This window comes from Ectobacillus antri (assembly GCF_003852715.1).
Lineage (GTDB): Bacteria > Bacillota > Bacilli > Bacillales > Bacillaceae_G > Ectobacillus > Ectobacillus antri.
Genome location: NZ_RIAV01000008.1, coordinates 107,149 through 124,309, shown reverse-complemented (window position 1 = coordinate 124,309; position 17,161 = coordinate 107,149). Strand labels below are relative to the sequence as shown.

Here is a 17,161-nt window from a genome sequence, read left to right as displayed (position 1 = left end):
AACATCCAAACAACATGCGGAAAATAAAATAGCCGTATATCTCATAAAAAAATGAATGATATATGGCTATTTGTGATACGTACCGTGAAGGTGCGCTTATTTTTATAATTCGGGCTTACCGTAAATCTACGTTTTCACGATTCTCCTGCAGCAACAACGTGGCAAACGTATGCCGTAAGTGATGCAGCGAAAAACGTTTATTTTTTCAACTTGCAAGTAAAGCATGAATGCGTCTACAGCTTCAATAAAATACATAATACAAACCTCCATATAAATTATCGTTAAAAATTCAGCAATTATCGTAAAAAGCTCGAAAGTTATGTAAAAAGCAATTTACTATAAAATTATCAAGAACTTACGGAAAATTCGTTTCTGATAAGCGTTATTATGCGAACTTGAGGGAAGAAAGGCTGATGTTACAAACATTCTTTTAAGTTTACATAATACAAATTATAGGAAGTCATCGATTCGTAAATATTTATGTCTCTAAAAAGAAGAATACTATTGTTTTTGAGACAAAAGAGAATTATAACAATTTTTCGTACCAGCTTTTCATTAACAATGCGGTTCATTTATTTGACGTTTTTATCTTACCGCTACCAAACCGTTTATTATGTATGGTAGAAAAAATTGTCGTCACAACCACGAAATTACTTAGCGAAGTTTGATTCTCCCAACTTCCTCTTCTTCGTTATCTTTGCATTCCAAAACAGCGATTTACAGAATACTCTAACACCATTTAAATTTGCCCGAAGACAATCTTTCTGTCTCATTTTTACTGGCGTATGGTATTAATTTTCTTCTTCCTCTTAGTACAGTTGACATAATGAATGTTACTTATAAACAAGATTTCATCATGTCAAAGATAAAAAATAAAAACCCAAGTAACTGTTACAAGGGTTTTTAAAAGTGTTTAGCAATCACGATGACAGAAGCTTGCTCCGATAATGATGAGTAGGATAAACAATACAACGATGATTGCAAAACCGCTGCCGCCTCTTTGATAGCCGCAATATCCGTAAGTTGGCGCAACATATGTTGGTGCACACATGGATGGAGCAGTGTAAGACGGAGCTACATACGTTGGAGGAGCCATATTGGCACCTGCTACAAGTGGTGCATTGTTATTACTATACATATTAAACATCATCCCTTCTTTTGTAGGGAGGTAAATGCAGGATACGTTAATATCATACGCCTATCTACGTATTTGGAGCACGTCTAATCCAAAAATAATCTTATCGCATTCTCAACATCTTATTTACCTGATAAATAAAAAAGATCCATGAAGGATCTTTTATCTGCCTTTAAAATTTGCGCGGTGTTGGCAACATATTCGGTTGATTTGCTTGTGCGCCCATGACGCTTGTATTTGGCATCATGTTTGGCATCATGTTCGGTGTCATTGGCATAGTCATAGCTGGTTGCACATAAGTTGGTGTTGGATAAAATGTTGTGCAGCAAATTTGTTGTGGACGCGGCTGACATGGTGAACAGTAAGGGTTTGGATAATACATGTTTGATAACCCCCTTGGTTTGTCTCATTACTGTATATGTTCACAGATGGACAAACGAGCCTGTCCCCTTAGCCCAGCATGAAAATTGTGTGTTTGTCCTTTCCAATTTAAGTAGTTTTACATGTGCTGTATAGACAGGACCTGCAATTCTGGATCATGCTCAGCAAGAGATTCGAAATAACCGCTCTCATCTTCCGCCAAAACCCTACCAAGCTCTTCCCTTGCCTCTTCTACCCTATGCAACGCTGCTAAATAACGAGAACGATGATAACGTCCCATTAGATTATCCGCATCTACGGAGAGCAATTGATCGGCTTCATATGTTTCTCCGAGCCTGTAATATGGAAGAAAGTCTTCTTTTATATGTAAAGCCGTCTCGTACTGTGCAATTGCTTCTGTATAACGTGTTTGCTGCTCATATAAAACACCTATAGAACAAAGGAGTATGATATGATCAGGTTCTTTATCCACTAGTTTATGAAGAAACTGTATCCCTCTTTGTATATACCATGTGTTTTGAATACAACTCACATACATATCTATCGCTTCTTTTGTTGAAATGAAGCACATACCCCGCTCTATCATTGACAATGCTTCCTCTGCTTCGTCCTCTTGCACAGCATAATCCCAGAGTGTCTTTCCTGCATTAAGTAAGAAGTCACCCTCTGTTTCGAACTCGGGATAAATTGCTAAGAGATATTCCTTTCCCTTACGTGTGTTTTGTTTCATATATACATTGACTAAGCCTAGATGAGAGAACATGTGATCGGGACTGTGTGTGAGAGCCACTTGATTGCACTCAATGCTTTTTCCAAAAATAAGTCCGAAGCCACACGGCTCCGGACTTATTCACTAAATATTTTTTTACCTAGAACATGATCAATTGGAACAAAGCCAATCTCTCGGCTATCTCGGCTATTATTACGGTTGTCTCCCATCACAAAGACGTGGTGTTTCGGCACAACCCACTTACCTTCATTCATAACCATCATCGGTTCTTTTATGTATGTTTCTTTTAGCGGCTTTCCGTTTCGATACACTTTTTCATTCTTTAGTTCAATCACATCGCCAGGCTTTCCAATGATGCGCTTTACATATAAAAACCCTTCCGGCTGTTCTGGAGACAATAGCTGATAAATGGCATTCTCTGAAACATCATCTGACCAGCTTCGTTCCCGATCAACTCTACTATCAATAATCACAATATCCCCGTAATCAGGTGTTGAACGAAAGGTGTGTGACAGCTTGGACACCATAATGCGTTCTTGATCATGTAGCGTCGGATCCATCGAGTGCCCTTCGACGCGGTACGGCTGTACAAGAAAAACGCTTGTGAAAAAAACCAGTGCCAACGCAAGTAAAATGGAGCGCACCCAGCTCCATATTTCATTGATTGTTTTCTCTTTCAATAACACCCCGCCTTTCCATTCTTAGTAAGACAAGAGTACCATGATTACCCATCTGGAGACAATGCTTTTAAAACAATCCTGTATATTGTAAGAACAAAATGAGCAGACCGAGTCCCCATACATAATAAGCAAATATCTTAAGGGAGTGTTTTCGTAAGTACTGAATCATCCAAGAAACTGCAATATATCCGAAAAATGCAGCAGATACAGCACCTATGAATAATGCCGTACCGGAAATGGCTTCTGCTTTTCCTTGAAATAAATCAGCTGATTGCAATACGATACCACCTACAATAGCGGGTGTAGATAATAAAAACGAAAAGTATGCTGCTGTTTCACGATCTAACTTCCGCCAAAGTGCGGCAACAATGGTCATACCTGATCGTGAAATCGCCGGAAAAATAGCAAAAGCTTGAAAGGAGCCAATGAAAAGTGCGTCTCCATATGTAATATCGTTCATTTTCTTCCTGCCGCCTTTTCCCAGCTCTGCCCAATATAAAAATACACCAGTGGCCAAAAATTCCCAACCAATTGTTATCCCTGTTTTAGAAATCTCGTCAAAAAAATCTTTGCATAGTAGCCCTACAATAACTGCTGGAATTGTTCCAATGACCAATAGCCAAGTTAATCTCCCGAACGGTTTTTTCAACATATCTATAAAGTCATTCTTATAATAAACAAACACAGCAAGCAACGTTCCAATATGAAGCATTGTATCCAAAAACAAACCAGCTTCATCGAGACCAACTAAGTGTCGTCCTAAGTACAAATGACCTGTGCTGCTAATCGGTAAAAATTCTGTGAGACCTTGTATAATCCCAAGTAGAAATGCTTCTAACCAGCTCATTCTGTCCCCTCCTCATCAGGCTCGTACCAATATATGAGATACATGCCTGATTCATGCGGATAGAATAATTCTTTTAAAAAAAAGCCATCTCACAGAAAAATAACGGGATCAGATATACAAAAAATTCCAACCTGTGTTCATGTACGTTTAAAAATTGTGCAACAATGACAAAATGTCCTGCATATTGCAGGACATTTTCATTATACTGGATAGACAGGATGCTTTCTGTCTGTAAATATTTGATATTTACTACTATATACATCAAAACGTTCTGCTAGTTCTTGACGAAGTTTGTTTGGGTGTACAATTCCATCAATGACCATTTCGGAAGCCAAGTGATAAATATCAATATCTTTTTTATATTCTTCTCGTTTTTGCTCAATAAATCTTGGGCGGTCTTCCTCAGGTAATGCAGCGATTTTATTCGCATACACTGCATTGACCGCTGCTTCAGGTCCCATAACAGCGATAGATGCTGTCGGAAGAGCCAAACAGCAATCCGGTTCAAACGCAGGACCCGCCATTGCATATAAGCCAGCACCGTACGCTTTACGGACAATAACTGAAATTTTTGGTACCGTTGCTTCACTCATCGCGGATATCATTTTTGCACCATGTCTAATAATACCAGCGCGTTCTACCTTTGTACCGATCATAAAGCCTGGTACATCTGCAAGAAACAGAAGCGGAATATGATATGCATCACAAAGATTGATAAACTTAGCTGCTTTATCAGCAGAATCATGGAACAACACGCCACCTTTCATACGAGGTTGATTGGCTATAATACCGATTGGCTTCCCATTAATACGTGCTAAACCGGTAATTAACTCTTGCGCAAACAACTTTTTAATCTCAAAGAATGAACCTTCGTCAATGATACGATGAATAAGATCCATCATATTAAACGGCGCATTTTGATTTGTAGGGATAATTTCCTCTAATGTTTTATCAAACGCTTTTGGTGCACTTGGCGTAATATGAGGCGCTGCTTCTAAATAGTTCGTTGGGAAATAGGAAAGATATGTACGTGCTAGCAACAGCGCTTCTTTCTCTGTTTTGCATAATACATCTCCACAGCCAGATACTGAGCAATGCATACGCGCACCGCCCATTTCTTCCAATGTCACTTTCTCACCAATAACCATTTCTGCCATACGAGGTGATCCCAAATACATAGAAGCGTTACCATCAACCATCATGACGATGTCACAAAACGCCGGAATATACGCACCGCCCGCTGCAGATGGACCAAATAACAAGCAAACTTGTGGTATTTTACCTGATAATTTTACTTGATTATAGAAAATGCGACCGGCACCGCGGCGTCCTGGAAACATCTCTACCTGATCTGTAATACGTGCACCAGCAGAGTCCACTAAATATAAAAGTGGCACACGTAATTTCTCTGCTGTTTCTTGAATACGGAGAATTTTTTCAACTGTGCGCGCCCCCCAAGACCCTGCTTTTACAGTAGAATCGTTGGCCATCACACAGACCGTACGGCCATTGATTTTCCCAATAGCAGTTACCACGCCGTCGGCCGGCAAATCAACACTGTCGCAGTTTGCGTACAGGCCGTCTTCGGTATAACCATCGTCAAATAAGAGAGATAAGCGCTCACGAACAAACAATTTGCCTTTGGCTTTGTTTTGTTCGTGATATTTCTGTGCTCCTCCTGCTTTAATCACTTCTTCACGTTCTTCCAAGGAAAGCTGCTTTTGTTCTTGGTCCAACATTTTTATTCCCCCCTGTATTCCGGTTTTCGCTTTTCTTTAAAAGCTTGTAGCCCTTCTAAACGATCTTTTGTACCAATCACACCCTCGTATGCTTGCCGTTCCATACGAAGTCCTGTATGTAAATCTACTTGCATCCCTTGTGATATCGCTTGTTTTGCCAATTGAACAGCAATAGGACCATTTGCCGCAATAGAGGTTGCTATGTTGATACATGCGTCCATTAAAGATTCAGGAGATACACTATATTCTACAATTCCATACTCAAGCGCTTCGGTAGCCGGAACACGGCGAGCTGTAAAAATTAATTCCTTCGCACGGCCCAACCCGATTAAACGAGGCAAGCGTTGCGTTCCGCCAGCACCAGGAATGATGGCAAGAGACGTTTCCGTAAGTCCAAGTGTCGCTGTCTGAGAAGCAATTCGTATATCGCAAGCTAGACTAAGCTCTGTGCCTCCCCCAAGTGCAACGCCGTTAATTGCGGCGATGACAGGTTGTGGCAATTCTTCCACCATATTAATGGTAGAACGAATGAGCGCTACTGCTTCTCGCACTTCAACTTCATTCATACCAGCTCGCTCTTTTAAATCTGCTCCTGCGCAAAATGCTTTATCTCCAGCCCCTGTTAGAATGACAACACGAATATCTTTACTTTCTTTAATTTGCTGTAATACTTCTTGTAACTCTTGTAAGAGTACAATAGAAAGTGCATTCGCTTGCTTAGGACGATTGAGTGTAATACGAACAATGTAAGGTGCAACGGTTTCCATTTGTACATACTGCAATAAAAGCAATAACATCACCTACTTATCGTTTTTGGCTTTCCTGCTTGATACACTTGACTTGGAAGCTTTATTTGTAATGTATCGGCAATAAAGCGACTCGCTTCAAATAATTTATTTTCATTTATATTTGTCTTAATTCCCATTTGGTGCAGCATATGCACAACATCATTCGTTGCAACATTACCAGATGCCCCCGGCGCGTATGGACAACCTCCTAAACCGCCGCAGGAACTATCAAATACAGTAATTCCAGCTTGTAAGGAAGTGAGTATATTAGACAGTGCCATGCCATATGTATTATGAAAATGCATAGCAAAGGCTGAAGCAGGGAAATGCTTAAGCAGATGAGTTAACACAGACTCTACCTGCATCGGATTCGCGACACCAATTGTATCACCAAGTGAAATTTCGTATACACCGGAAGCAAGTAACTCTTCACATAAACGTTCTACCGCTGAAAGTTCCACTCGTCCTTCATAAGGACAACCAAATACGGTAGATACATAGCCTCTCACTTTTTTACCAACTATCAAACTCTGCGTTGTCACTTCTTTTACTGTCTGCAAAGCCTCAGAGATAGACTTGTTAATATTTTTTTGGCTATGTGTTTCACTAGCAGATAAAAAGATATTAACTTCATCCACGTCCGCAGCTAATGCACGCTCAAGACCCCGTTGATTCGGAACAAGCGCAGTATACATTACACCAGGCTTCCGTCTTATACGATGAAACACATCCGCTGCATCCGCTAAAGCCGGAATCCATTTAGGATGAACAAAGGATGATACCTCGATATATGTTAATCCTGTCTGAGACAACGCATTAATCCATTGTACTTTATCCTGTACAGCAACTATTTTTTCTTCGTTTTGCAGCCCATCTCGTGGACCAACTTCTTTAATTTGAACAGAAGCAGGGAGTTTCATAGATATGCCTCCTATTCTAATTCGGCTAATACGTCGCCTTCATTTACAAAGTCGCCTTCTTGCACTAATAATTTCACAATTGTTCCCGCTTCTTCTGCCATAATTGGAATTTCCATTTTCATAGATTCTAAAATAACCACATCTTGTCCCTCTTCTACTGTCTCTCCTACATTCACTACGACTTTCCATACGTTTCCTGCCATTGATGCATATACCTTTGTCATGGTCATTTCCTCCCTCAATATAAAATGAATATAATCGACTCAGCTGCGAGCACCTGAGTCGATCACCTTTATTTTTTCACAAGTTGCTGCGATACAAAGCTTGTTGTGTAAATTCCGCTTTGAAACACTTCATCTGCAAGTACACGGCGCAGCATTGGAATATTTGTTTTGATACCTTCAATTTTTGTTTCTGCAAGCGCCTCGTCCAGTTTTTGTAGCGCTTCTTGGCGCGTAGCACCATGTACAACCACTTTGGCAATCATAGGATCATAAAATGGGGTAATCGTTACGTTATCCTGCAAAAAGTGATCAATGCGAACATGTTGCGGCAATTGCAGCGCTGTCACCTTTCCCGGGGAAGGAAAAAACGTATTTGGGTCTTCTGCATACACACGAGCCTCTATTGCATGGCCATTTCTCACAATCTCATCTTGTTGATAACGTAGACGCTCACCTGACGCAATACGGAGCTGTTGTTCTACTAGATCAAGACCTGTAATCTCTTCTGTTACTGGATGCTCGACTTGTAAGCGTGTATTCATTTCCAAAAAATAAAATTGTTGATGTTCGTCTACTAGAAACTCAATCGTACCGGCGTTTTCATAGCGAAGCGCTTTTGCAGCCTGTACTGCAACTTCTCCCATACGCTTACGTGTACTTTCTTCTAAAAACGGGGAAGGTGCTTCTTCAATTACCTTTTGGTTACGACGCTGTACAGAGCATTCACGCTCCCATAAATACACCGTATTCCCGTCTGCATCAGCCAAAATCTGAATTTCGATGTGATGCGCATTGGTAATAAGCTTTTCCATGTACATTTCACCGTTACCAAAAAAGTTTTTTGCGCGTGTTTGATTACTTACAAACGCCTGAACGAGCGTTTGCTCAGTTTCAATGACTTGCATACCGATACCGCCACCGCCGGCAGAAGCTTTTAACATGAGTGGATAACCGATAGTTTTTGCGATGACTTTTGCTTCTTCGACATCTGCGAGGGCTGCTGTAATACCCGGTACAACAGGTACGCCAGCTTCTTGCATCGCCTTGCGGGACTCAATTTTGCTACCCATACGAGCAATCACATCAGCGGAAGGTCCGATAAATACAATACCTTCTTCTGCACAGCGCTTTGCAAAGTTTGGATTTTCAGATAACAAACCATATCCTGGGTGAATAGCCTCTGCATTTGTTTTTTTTGCAATCTCAATGATTTTTTCCAAATTCAAATAACTTTCTTGCACACGAGCAGATCCTAATAAATAAGCCTCGTTTGCCATTTGTACATGCAAAGCACCTTGATCAGCTTCCGAATACACCGCTACTGTTTCAATACCAAGTCGTTTACATGTTTTAATGATACGAACGGCAATTTCACCACGATTGGCAATTAATATTTTGGAAAACATAGCTATTCCTCCTTATCGGCAACCAAGTTGTCTCGCAATAACAAGACGTTGAATTTCCGAAGTACCTTCTCCAATTTCAAGTAGCTTCGCATCACGGATATAGCGCTCTACTTCGTACTCTTTCATGTAGCCATAGCCACCGTGGATTTGAACAGCTTGATTCGCAGCGCGGCTTGCCATTTCAGAAGCAAACAGCTTTGCCATCGCAGCTTCTTTAGCAAACGGTTTATTCTGATCTTTGAGCCAAGCCGCTTTATGTACCATATTTCGTGCCAATTCAATCTCAGTTGCCATGTCTGCTAATTTAAACTGAATGGCTTGAAAGGAAGAGATGGATTTGCCAAATTGTTTGCGCTCTTTTGCATAACTGAGCGCTCGCTCAAATGCAGCCTGCGCGATACCAACAGCAAGAGCTGCAATAGAAATACGACCACCGTCCAGCGTGTATAAAAATTGTTTAAATCCTTTGCTTTCATCACCTAAAATGTTTTCTCTCGGTATCCGAACATCTTCGAGGATGATTTCACACGTGTTAGATGCACGAACACCCATCTTGTCGTATGGACTTGAAATTTTTAATCCGTTTGTATCTGTCGGTACAATAAAAGCGGAAATTCGTTTCTTTCCATTCTCATCCACACCATTGACAGCGGTTACAATAATGGTCTTAGCATATTCAGCGTTCGTAATCCAACATTTTTCCCCGTTAATGACGTATTCATCTCCATCTAGTACTGCCTTGGTTTGTGTCCCACCTGCATCAGACCCTGCATTTGGCTCTGTTAGACCAAAAGCACCCAACGTTTTCCCGGAAGCCATAGGAACCAAGTATGTTCTCTTTTGCGACTCTGTACCAAAGTAATAAATCGGAGAAGCACCGAGAGAAATGGTTGCAGCATAACTTAAACCAGTTCCGCCGCAAGCCCGGCCAATTTCTTCAACTGCAAGGGCATAAGATACGGTATCCCCACCTGAACCACCGTATTGCTCTGGAAACGGAATGCCCAAAAGGCCTAATTCTCCCATTTTTTGAAACGTCTCATAAGGGAATTCTCCTGTACGATCGTAATACACCGCTTTTGGTGCAATCTCTTTTTCTGCAAAGTCACGAACCATCTCTTTAATCATTTGCTTTTCATTAGTAAGCGTAAACTCCATCTTGTCACACTCCTTCAGCATTTTTCGACATGCTTCATTCTGTGCTACATATAGGACTTGATTGGATAGTATGTACGTTGTTGCAACTATTTCGATAATTCTGTCATTAATTCTATTGTAAAGCATATTCTGTATCTATGCACAAAAAAAATCCTACATTGTTCTACAACAACGCAGGATGTTTTTTGTCGAAGTATGTAACATAACCTAATAATCTCTTCCTTTTCCCGAATCACTAATGTCCATTAAGTCTTCCGGATATGGTTCAAAGTATGTTTGTTGCTCTAAGTATTGTTCTTCAAATCGAATGGTCCAAGAACGTAGCAATGCGAGTATACTACTTAATGGTATTTTTTTCTTGCTGTACTTATCAAGAAGCAATAAAAAATGCTCCTTTTCTTCTTTACGTAACTTATCTTTAAAATATCCAAAAATATGCTGACATACATTTACATGAGATGTATAACGTGCTGCACGCTGAAACATATCGTAAAGCCCTTTCTCGTATGCCACTACTACCTCAGATAACGAATGCTTTTCATGGTTCGCAACAATTCGGCCCATCTCTTTTAATTTTGTTTGATTATACGCCATAAACAAATATTTGTTATCGCTATGAAACTTGACTAATTTTTTCATATTCGGTTCGTGTTTTAATGCTTTAAATGCGGCAATCGTAAATAGCTTCGTGAAAAAATGTTCACGAATCGTAAAATTACGAAGTCTGCCTTCTTCTTCAATCGCCAGGTGAGCGAACTTCTCTAAAACAGCACCGCCAAAAAAACCACTGCCTTTGCCTGCCGGTATCTTACCACCCGCATATATTTTCACATCGCGCGTACCGCAGCTCGGAGATCGACTTTTTAAAATAAACCCATCTGCTTCTACAGATGATAAGAAGTGTGCAGAAAATGACATCATCGCTTCTGTCACATCTGCACCACTAGAAGGCTGTACAAGTTTGAAAACACCATCTTCTTCAACGATACGAATCGTTTCACGTGGGGTCCCTAGCCCGATCTCCACTTCTGGGCACACGGGGATGAAATGAACATGCGACATAAGACTTTTAACGACTATATCGGAAATTAAGTCACCGTTGTAACGACATGCATCAAATTCCAAACATTTGCTGACTATAACTGTCGGCTTAGTGAACGTTCTCATAAATTCCTCCGTGCTCTTAAAAGTGATAGAAGTTAGATGTAAAATTTCACATAACTTTATTATATTCTCTCAGGTACTTTACACGCAAATGTATCACCGTGTTAGGACCAAACAAGAAAAATAGAATATGAAAAACGCATCCATACTGGATGCGTTTTTCGTATGTATTATTTTACCGCTTCTTTAAGCTCTTTTCCTGCCTTAAATGCTGGTGCTTTTGTCGCAGCGATTGTGATCTCTGCGCCCGTTTGTGGGTTGCGGCCTGTACGAGCTGCACGTTCGCGAACTTCAAATGTTCCGAAACCAATCAACTGTACTTTTTCTCCTTGCGCCAATGCGTTTGTTACTGCTTCGAATACTGCATTTACAGCTGCAGACGCATCTTTTTGAGATAGTTCAGCTTTTGCTGCCACTTGTTTTACTAATTCTGTTTTGTTCATGTTTTTCACCTCTAATTAAACTGCTAATGCGGGTTTATTATACCTTACTCTCATATACTTATACAAGTCTTACACGTTATTTTCATATAAGATTTGTATTGTAAAGTACAAGAAATACGAAATAATAGGAAAAGAGTGCTCTTTTAACACGTTGAAATTTTCTAAAAATTGAAGTATAATGTGTTACATCTCAGACTTTTTCTGTTACATGTGAATGTTTCATTATCCGACCGGGCATACTATACAAGGTATAAGAGTACTGCTTCATGTAACGTATATTTTATGAAGTGATGCAAGAAACAACCGTAACCCTAAAGGGAAATGCGTGCCAAACCGTAAAAAAGCTGTTAACGGTACAGTTAACAGCCTTTCTTTTTTGGACGTACCACATAAAGGAGTGATTGTATGCACTGGAATAAGAAAAAAGATGCTTTCCAGCAAGAAAAAAAACAAGAGGACGTTGCGGTATGGGAATGCAAATCTGACAACTGCCTTGGTTGGATGCGCAAGGAATTTTCCTTTACTGATGAACCAGATTGTCCTTTATGCGGTACGAAAATGCAAGACGGTACTCGTCTTCTGTATGTGTTGTCAGAGTGATAAAAAGCTCTTGCATATTGCAAGAGCTTTTTACTTTGTTTTCGTTATAATACCATAAGCATCATACATGACGTTTAAGATTGTTTGTCTTTCTTTAACATGTGGTAATACGTAAATAGTAAACACCCAACTGCTGATGCAGAACATGCATATTGAAAAAATTTCAGCATTGTTCCCCTCCTTATAGAATTGTTATCTCTCATAGCATCCCACATTTTTATTCTCTTATTCTCTCGACGTGTAAGACACAATTTTGTAACAGTTCTATTCGTGTTATTGCTCATTTTTGTTTATAATAGAATATAATCATTATAAACTGGAGGTATATATGCTTACATCTGCTGTTGGACGCCTTCGCATCATAGGATTTATTGAAGGTATTTCTTATTTGTTGTTACTAGGAATCGCTATGCCCTTAAAATATTTAGCAGACATGCCAATGGCTGTAACGATTGTAGGAGCTTTGCATGGCTTGCTGTTTGTGTTATTCATATTAGCGTTGTTTCATGCTATGCTTGTCCACCGTTGGTCTATTTTCAAAGGTTTTATGGCTTTTGTATCCTCCGTTATTCCGTTCGGGACATTTTATCTAGATGCACAATTAAAAAAAGAATACTTCTAAAAAAGAGCGCAAATGCGCTCTTTTTTAGAAGATAAAAGATAAAATATAAAGGCTAAATCAAAATGAAAGACTGTTTAGTACAGATTTTTTACTTTAAAATAAATCTTGTTTTGCTACTACCATCGCGAAGTTTACTTACTTCTAAGGAAGCCGGCAAAGCATTTTTTAATTCTTGTACGTGCGAGATTACACCGATTAGTCGACCAGATTGCTGCAAGTCAATTAATGTATCAATTGCTTTTGTTAATGATTCTTCGTCAAGCGAGCCGAATCCTTCATCAATAAACATCGTCTCAATTGAGATACCACCCTCATATGCCTGAATCATATCAGCCATGCCAAGCGCGAGTGCAAGAGATGCGTTGAACTTTTCTCCCCCTGATAATGTTTTTACATCGCGTGTTTGCCCGGTATAAGCATCATATACATCCAATCCCAAACCACTTTGACGATTTCTTTTTTCAACGCGTTCACTACGCTTTAAGAAAAATTGCCCATTTGATAATTTGCGAAGTCGTTCATTTGCAGCTTGTACAATTTGTTCTAAATATTCAATGAGAATGTATCGCTCAAAGGATAGTCTGCTTTCGTTATCACCTTTGATCACTTCATATAAATCTACGAGCTCTTGATAAACTGTCTCTTCTTCTTGAATTGCATCGTTTATCTTTTGAATATGAGACTGTAAATCAGAAATGTGAGCTAACATGTGGCGCAAAGATTGACGTTGTTCTGTTAGTTTTGTAAGAATTTGATTGCCATATTCTATGTCAGTCTGCATCTCGTTCAATTCAGTATATTGCTTACCGCTTAGTTGTTCTCTCAGTTCGTCAATACGCTTTTGTGCCGCTTTTACATCTGCATAATAGGATTGAGTTTGCTGTCGCAATTCTTGTATCTGTACCTGTGACAATTTAGATCTCGTATAATCTTCTTGCGACGCAAATCCTGCTTGTTGCAATTGTATTGAAAAAACTTCTTGTTTTTCAGCTTGCTTTTTCATCGCTTTTTCATATTCCGTTTGCAGATTTTCATACATGGATTGGGTGCGCACCAAATGTCCGGCGCTTTGTTCATACTGCTTTTGTACATCCTGCCATATCTGTTCTGCTTCTTTATACGCTTGCTTGGCCTTTTCCATATACTGATTCCACATAGCAAAAGAAGTAATCTCGTCTGGTAATTTACTGCGATCACTCTCATACAGCATACGCTGTTGCAACTCATCCATTTGTAAACGCTGCAATTCTATTTCTATACTACGCTTTTCATCTGCAAGTTGCTTTCCTTTGGCTTCCAAAGCTTCTATTTGGGGCTGTAACGTTTTACGAATTTGCTCTTTGTTTTGCAAATCTTTTACATATGCGTCTAGTTCTTTTCCTCTCGCGACAAGTTGTTGGTATGCTGTATCAATATCTGTATAGCCCTTACTTCCTATCTCTTGTTGATATTCTGCATGCTGCACCATGTATAATTCGTACGTATTCTTTGCTTCAATATAAGCAACCTCTGCTTCTTTCTGCGCTTCACGAAGTTGCTGTAAATGTTGCTCGGCAACAGTCGTTTGCTGCGCTGATGCTTTATGAGGATGATGTGTACTCCCACACACTGGACAAGGAGAGCCAGGTTGCAGATGAAGTGCTAGTTGCGCAGCTTGCTCTGCAGCCCAACTTTGTTCCACCTCTTCGCATGCTTTTTGCGCTGCTAGGAAAGCATCTTTCGCTTGTTGATATTTCGCTTGGCTTGCTGCTACCACGCCACTTAGTTTTTTATATTGTGTGAGTAGTTTCGCCTCTTCCCGTAGTCTATGCAATTCTGTTACTTTATCTACATAGTCACGTAACTCTCCTTCTAGCTCTCGATATTGCTTTATCAGCAATTCCTTACTCTTTACTTCTTCAACTTCTTGCGTTTCTATACACAACAAGCGGTTTTTGCCATTTTGGATTTCCTGTGTCAGCTGTACAAGGTTCTTTTCTCTATCGGATAACGTTTGTGCAATAAGTTCTAGTTCTTCTAATACACGCATCTGTTGTTTTAATTCTTCGCGAATGGACTCACGTTCTTTTTCTTCACGCAAACGGAAAGCTGCTTTCTCATATTGCTTTTGTATATGTGCATACTGTTCTTTTATTTGACGTAATTGTTCTTCTACCTGTTTGGTATATGCAATGGCTTCTTCATAAGTCTGCTCAAATATTACAATACGAGCTGCTTCTTCACCACTTCGTAAGCGCTGTTCTTGTTCTTGTACAAATTCATTTTTTGTTAACAGTGTTGCAAATTCAGCTTCCTTTACTCGAAGTGTATCAAACTGTTCATTAATAGACTGTGCTTGCTGAAAAAAACGCTGCATATCATGTAGTTTTTGCCGCTGTATATTTTCTTCTTTCGTAATATAATTTGACTGCCTCTCGTAAAATTCATATTCTTCGTTAAGTACGTCAAGGATCTGATAAGTATTATATTGTTCCTGCTGTTGTAGCTGTTCTAAAGCGCTGTCTGGTCTTACCGGTAATTGTTTTACAGTACGAAAATAAATGTCACGCTCTTTTTGCTTTTCCTGCAACACGTCTTTTAGTGCCTTGCGCTTTTCATCTAACTTATCTCGCATTCGTTTATAACGTTCAGTTTTAAAGATACGGCGTAAAATCTCTTCTTTATTTTCCGTTTCAGAGGTTAATAGTTTTCTAAACTCTCCTTGCGGGAGCATTACAATTTGACTGAATTGATGCTTTGTTAAACCAATAATTTCTTCAATTTTACGATTGACGTCTGTAACGTGAAAACGATCTACGCATGGAACCATTTGATCTTCAATCATTTCATGAAACTCTACTGCAGCACCTGTAGCTGTTTTGTTTCCTTTTTTTCGATGTCCCATTTGACGCATCACTTCATATGTCTTATCCTTGATCTGGAAAACCAATCTTACGCCGGTATAGACATCATCTGCTGCAAAATGACTTCGAAGCATGTTCACATCACTTCGCTCTTCACCGCTAGCTTCTCCGTAAAGCGCATAACAAATTGCGTCAAAAATAGTTGTTTTTCCAGCCCCAGTGTTACCAGAAATAGAAAATAAGCGATGAGGACCCAGTTCGGTAAAATCAATTGTTTCTTGGTTTTTATAAGGACCAAATGCGGTCATGGTTAATCGAATCGGCTTCACATTCGCTCCTCCTCATTCACTTCTTCTAATACTTGTATAAATAATTGACGCTGTGCTTCTGATAACTCGTTTCCTTTCATTTCCCTAAAAAATGCTTGCAATAATGTTATGTCGTCCACTTTATGTTTTTGTACAGTGACTTCATTAATTGTTGCGGTATACTGGGTAATTCGCTCCACATGCATCGCATTTGGATACACCGAACGAATTTTCTCCATAGGCTGCATAACAGGTGTAGCATCATGCAATTGTACAAATACATAATCCTCGTTGCGATCATGCTGTAAAATTTCATCTAAAGTGCCTTTAACCGTTCTCATATCACGTCTCGGTGTAAGCTCTCGTTTTGACAACGTTACATCACCAGATGCATCTAACTCTACAATATAGAAACCTTTGTTGTGTTTTTCTTCAGAAATAGAATACTTCATAGGGGAACCCGCATAACGAATTCGTTCAGAGCGGACATAGTGACCTTGATGCAGATGACCAAGTGCTGTATAGTGAAACTCTTCAAAATAAGAGCTGTTCACGTGTTCTGCACCTCCAATGGCAAGCGGTCTTTCAGATTCACTTGTATTTTCTTTTGCCTCTCCCATTGGTGTAACAAAGGCATGTCCGACACATACATGACGCACATTTTGATTTTTTTGTTCATGAATATGATTCAAAAACATACGCATTGCATCATCGTGATTTCGTATATCCTCATTATTCAACACACCACGTACAATACCCGGATCTGCATATGGAATTAAATGAAAATGAACTTCTCCATGTTCGTCTTTTAACACCACAGGCTCATGAGGATACTGTAAACGTCCCACAATGTAAAGTCCTTGTGATCGCATTAACTCGCTTCCAAAATGAACACGATCAGGACTGTCATGATTACCTGCGATTGCTAAGACTGGTGTTTTCAAGTCAATTACAATGCGCTTTAAAGTTTGATTTAGCAAATCAACCGCTTCCGTTGGCGGAATAGCTCGGTCATATAAATCTCCTGCTATAATAACCGCATCTGGCTTCTCTTGTTCGACAGCTTCTACGAATTGATTCAGTATGTATCTTTGCTCTTCTGTCATATATACGCCGTGAATTAATTTTCCTAAATGCCAATCGGCAGTGTGAAATAATTTCATTGTTTCTCAT

At 39.6% G+C, this 17,161-nt stretch carries 17 protein-coding genes; 2 read left to right on the top strand and 15 right to left on the bottom strand.

Features of this window, described 5'->3' with window-relative positions; all coding sequences use genetic code 11:
* Window positions 1-913 precede the first annotated feature (913 nt).
* The 13 genes from EEJ45_RS10120 to EEJ45_RS10060 form a co-directional block, all read right to left on the bottom strand.
* On the bottom strand, window positions 914-1,096 hold the full coding sequence (locus EEJ45_RS10120) for a YjcZ family sporulation protein (RefSeq protein ID WP_380017817.1): 183 nt from the start codon (window positions 1,094-1,096) through the stop codon (window positions 914-916).
* Window positions 1,097-1,307: 211 nt separating this feature from the next.
* The gene (locus EEJ45_RS10115; RefSeq protein WP_124564681.1) at window positions 1,308-1,517 is read right to left on the bottom strand and encodes a hypothetical protein; all 210 of its coding nucleotides are present in this window, start codon (window positions 1,515-1,517) and stop codon (window positions 1,308-1,310) included.
* A gap of 117 nt (window positions 1,518-1,634) precedes the next feature.
* On the bottom strand, window positions 1,635-2,246 hold the full coding sequence (locus EEJ45_RS10110) for a tetratricopeptide repeat protein (protein WP_124564680.1): 612 nt from the start codon (window positions 2,244-2,246) through the stop codon (window positions 1,635-1,637).
* A gap of 116 nt (window positions 2,247-2,362) precedes the next feature.
* Window positions 2,363-2,926 carry a signal peptidase I gene (gene lepB / locus EEJ45_RS10105; RefSeq protein ID WP_380017807.1) on the bottom strand — a complete coding sequence of 188 codons (564 nt, stop codon included), beginning with the start codon at window positions 2,924-2,926 and terminating at the stop codon, window positions 2,363-2,365.
* Window positions 2,927-2,993: 67 nt separating this feature from the next.
* Complete coding sequence (locus EEJ45_RS10100) at window positions 2,994-3,773, bottom strand: undecaprenyl-diphosphate phosphatase (RefSeq protein WP_124564679.1); 780 nt, start codon at window positions 3,771-3,773, stop codon at window positions 2,994-2,996.
* 200 nt (window positions 3,774-3,973) lie between these two features.
* A complete protein-coding gene (locus EEJ45_RS10095) occupies window positions 3,974-5,512 on the bottom strand; it encodes an acyl-CoA carboxylase subunit beta (protein ID WP_124564678.1) in 1,539 nt (512 codons plus the stop codon).
* Between the two features lie 2 nt (window positions 5,513-5,514).
* Window positions 5,515-6,303, bottom strand: a complete 789-nt coding sequence (locus EEJ45_RS10090; protein WP_124564677.1) for an enoyl-CoA hydratase — start codon at window positions 6,301-6,303, stop codon at window positions 5,515-5,517.
* A 5-nt stretch (window positions 6,304-6,308) separates the two neighbouring features.
* Window positions 6,309-7,220, bottom strand: coding sequence for a hydroxymethylglutaryl-CoA lyase (locus EEJ45_RS10085; protein ID WP_124564676.1), 912 nt, complete (start codon window positions 7,218-7,220; stop codon window positions 6,309-6,311).
* A gap of 11 nt (window positions 7,221-7,231) precedes the next feature.
* Window positions 7,232-7,444: an acetyl-CoA carboxylase biotin carboxyl carrier protein subunit gene (locus EEJ45_RS10080; protein ID WP_124564675.1), complete on the bottom strand. Its 213-nt coding sequence runs from the start codon at window positions 7,442-7,444 to the stop codon at window positions 7,232-7,234.
* A 68-nt stretch (window positions 7,445-7,512) separates the two neighbouring features.
* A complete protein-coding gene (locus tag EEJ45_RS10075) occupies window positions 7,513-8,850 on the bottom strand; it encodes an acetyl-CoA carboxylase biotin carboxylase subunit (RefSeq protein ID WP_124564674.1) in 1,338 nt (445 codons plus the stop codon).
* A 12-nt stretch (window positions 8,851-8,862) separates the two neighbouring features.
* On the bottom strand, window positions 8,863-10,008 hold the full coding sequence (locus tag EEJ45_RS10070) for an acyl-CoA dehydrogenase (RefSeq protein ID WP_124564673.1): 1,146 nt from the start codon (window positions 10,006-10,008) through the stop codon (window positions 8,863-8,865).
* Between the two features lie 207 nt (window positions 10,009-10,215).
* The gene (locus EEJ45_RS10065) at window positions 10,216-11,175 is read right to left on the bottom strand and encodes a YbgA family protein (protein WP_124564672.1); all 960 of its coding nucleotides are present in this window, start codon (window positions 11,173-11,175) and stop codon (window positions 10,216-10,218) included.
* Between the two features lie 167 nt (window positions 11,176-11,342).
* Window positions 11,343-11,615: an HU family DNA-binding protein gene (locus EEJ45_RS10060; protein ID WP_124564671.1), complete on the bottom strand. Its 273-nt coding sequence runs from the start codon at window positions 11,613-11,615 to the stop codon at window positions 11,343-11,345.
* 405 nt (window positions 11,616-12,020) lie between these two features.
* Between EEJ45_RS10060 and EEJ45_RS10055 the strand changes: the two genes are divergently transcribed.
* Window positions 12,021-12,215, top strand: a complete 195-nt coding sequence (locus EEJ45_RS10055) for a cold-inducible protein YdjO-related protein (protein ID WP_124564670.1) — start codon at window positions 12,021-12,023, stop codon at window positions 12,213-12,215.
* 328 nt (window positions 12,216-12,543) lie between these two features.
* Complete coding sequence (locus EEJ45_RS10050) at window positions 12,544-12,837, top strand: DUF3817 domain-containing protein (RefSeq protein ID WP_124564669.1); 294 nt, start codon at window positions 12,544-12,546, stop codon at window positions 12,835-12,837.
* Window positions 12,838-12,925: 88 nt separating this feature from the next.
* Here the strand turns inward: EEJ45_RS10050 and EEJ45_RS10045 are convergent, their stop codons facing one another.
* Together EEJ45_RS10045 and EEJ45_RS10040 are read right to left on the bottom strand one after the other, a co-directional pair.
* Entirely contained in the window at window positions 12,926-16,009 is a 3,084-nt protein-coding gene (locus EEJ45_RS10045; RefSeq protein WP_124564668.1) for an AAA family ATPase, read from the bottom strand.
* Window positions 16,006-17,151 carry an exonuclease SbcCD subunit D gene (locus EEJ45_RS10040; protein WP_124564667.1) on the bottom strand — a complete coding sequence of 382 codons (1,146 nt, stop codon included), beginning with the start codon at window positions 17,149-17,151 and terminating at the stop codon, window positions 16,006-16,008. Before EEJ45_RS10040 ends, EEJ45_RS10045 begins: the two co-directional genes overlap by 4 nt.
* Window positions 17,152-17,161 lie beyond the last annotated feature (10 nt).

Excerpts from the sequence above, each read along its gene's own strand:
- EEJ45_RS10120 (WP_380017817.1), bottom strand. The coding sequence starts at position 1,096 with ATGGCTCCTCCAACGTATGTAGCTCCGTCTTACACTGCTCCATCCATG.
- EEJ45_RS10115 (WP_124564681.1), bottom strand. The coding sequence starts at position 1,517 with ATGTATTATCCAAACCCTTACTGTTCACCATGTCAGCCGCGTCCACAA.
- EEJ45_RS10110 (WP_124564680.1), bottom strand. The coding sequence starts at position 2,246 with ATGAAACAAAACACACGTAAGGGAAAGGAATATCTCTTAGCAATTTAT.
- EEJ45_RS10100 (WP_124564679.1), bottom strand. The coding sequence starts at position 3,773 with ATGAGCTGGTTAGAAGCATTTCTACTTGGGATTATACAAGGTCTCACA.
- EEJ45_RS10095 (WP_124564678.1), bottom strand. The coding sequence starts at position 5,512 with ATGTTGGACCAAGAACAAAAGCAGCTTTCCTTGGAAGAACGTGAAGAA.
- EEJ45_RS10085 (WP_124564676.1), bottom strand. The coding sequence starts at position 7,220 with ATGAAACTCCCTGCTTCTGTTCAAATTAAAGAAGTTGGTCCACGAGAT.
- EEJ45_RS10080 (WP_124564675.1), bottom strand. The coding sequence starts at position 7,444 with ATGACAAAGGTATATGCATCAATGGCAGGAAACGTATGGAAAGTCGTA.
- EEJ45_RS10075 (WP_124564674.1), bottom strand. The coding sequence starts at position 8,850 with ATGTTTTCCAAAATATTAATTGCCAATCGTGGTGAAATTGCCGTTCGT.
- EEJ45_RS10070 (WP_124564673.1), bottom strand. The coding sequence starts at position 10,008 with ATGGAGTTTACGCTTACTAATGAAAAGCAAATGATTAAAGAGATGGTT.
- EEJ45_RS10065 (WP_124564672.1), bottom strand. The coding sequence starts at position 11,175 with ATGAGAACGTTCACTAAGCCGACAGTTATAGTCAGCAAATGTTTGGAA.
- EEJ45_RS10060 (WP_124564671.1), bottom strand. The coding sequence starts at position 11,615 with ATGAACAAAACAGAATTAGTAAAACAAGTGGCAGCAAAAGCTGAACTA.
- EEJ45_RS10055 (WP_124564670.1), top strand. The coding sequence starts at position 12,021 with ATGCACTGGAATAAGAAAAAAGATGCTTTCCAGCAAGAAAAAAAACAA.
- EEJ45_RS10050 (WP_124564669.1), top strand. The coding sequence starts at position 12,544 with ATGCTTACATCTGCTGTTGGACGCCTTCGCATCATAGGATTTATTGAA.
- EEJ45_RS10040 (WP_124564667.1), bottom strand. The coding sequence starts at position 17,151 with ATGAAATTATTTCACACTGCCGATTGGCATTTAGGAAAATTAATTCAC.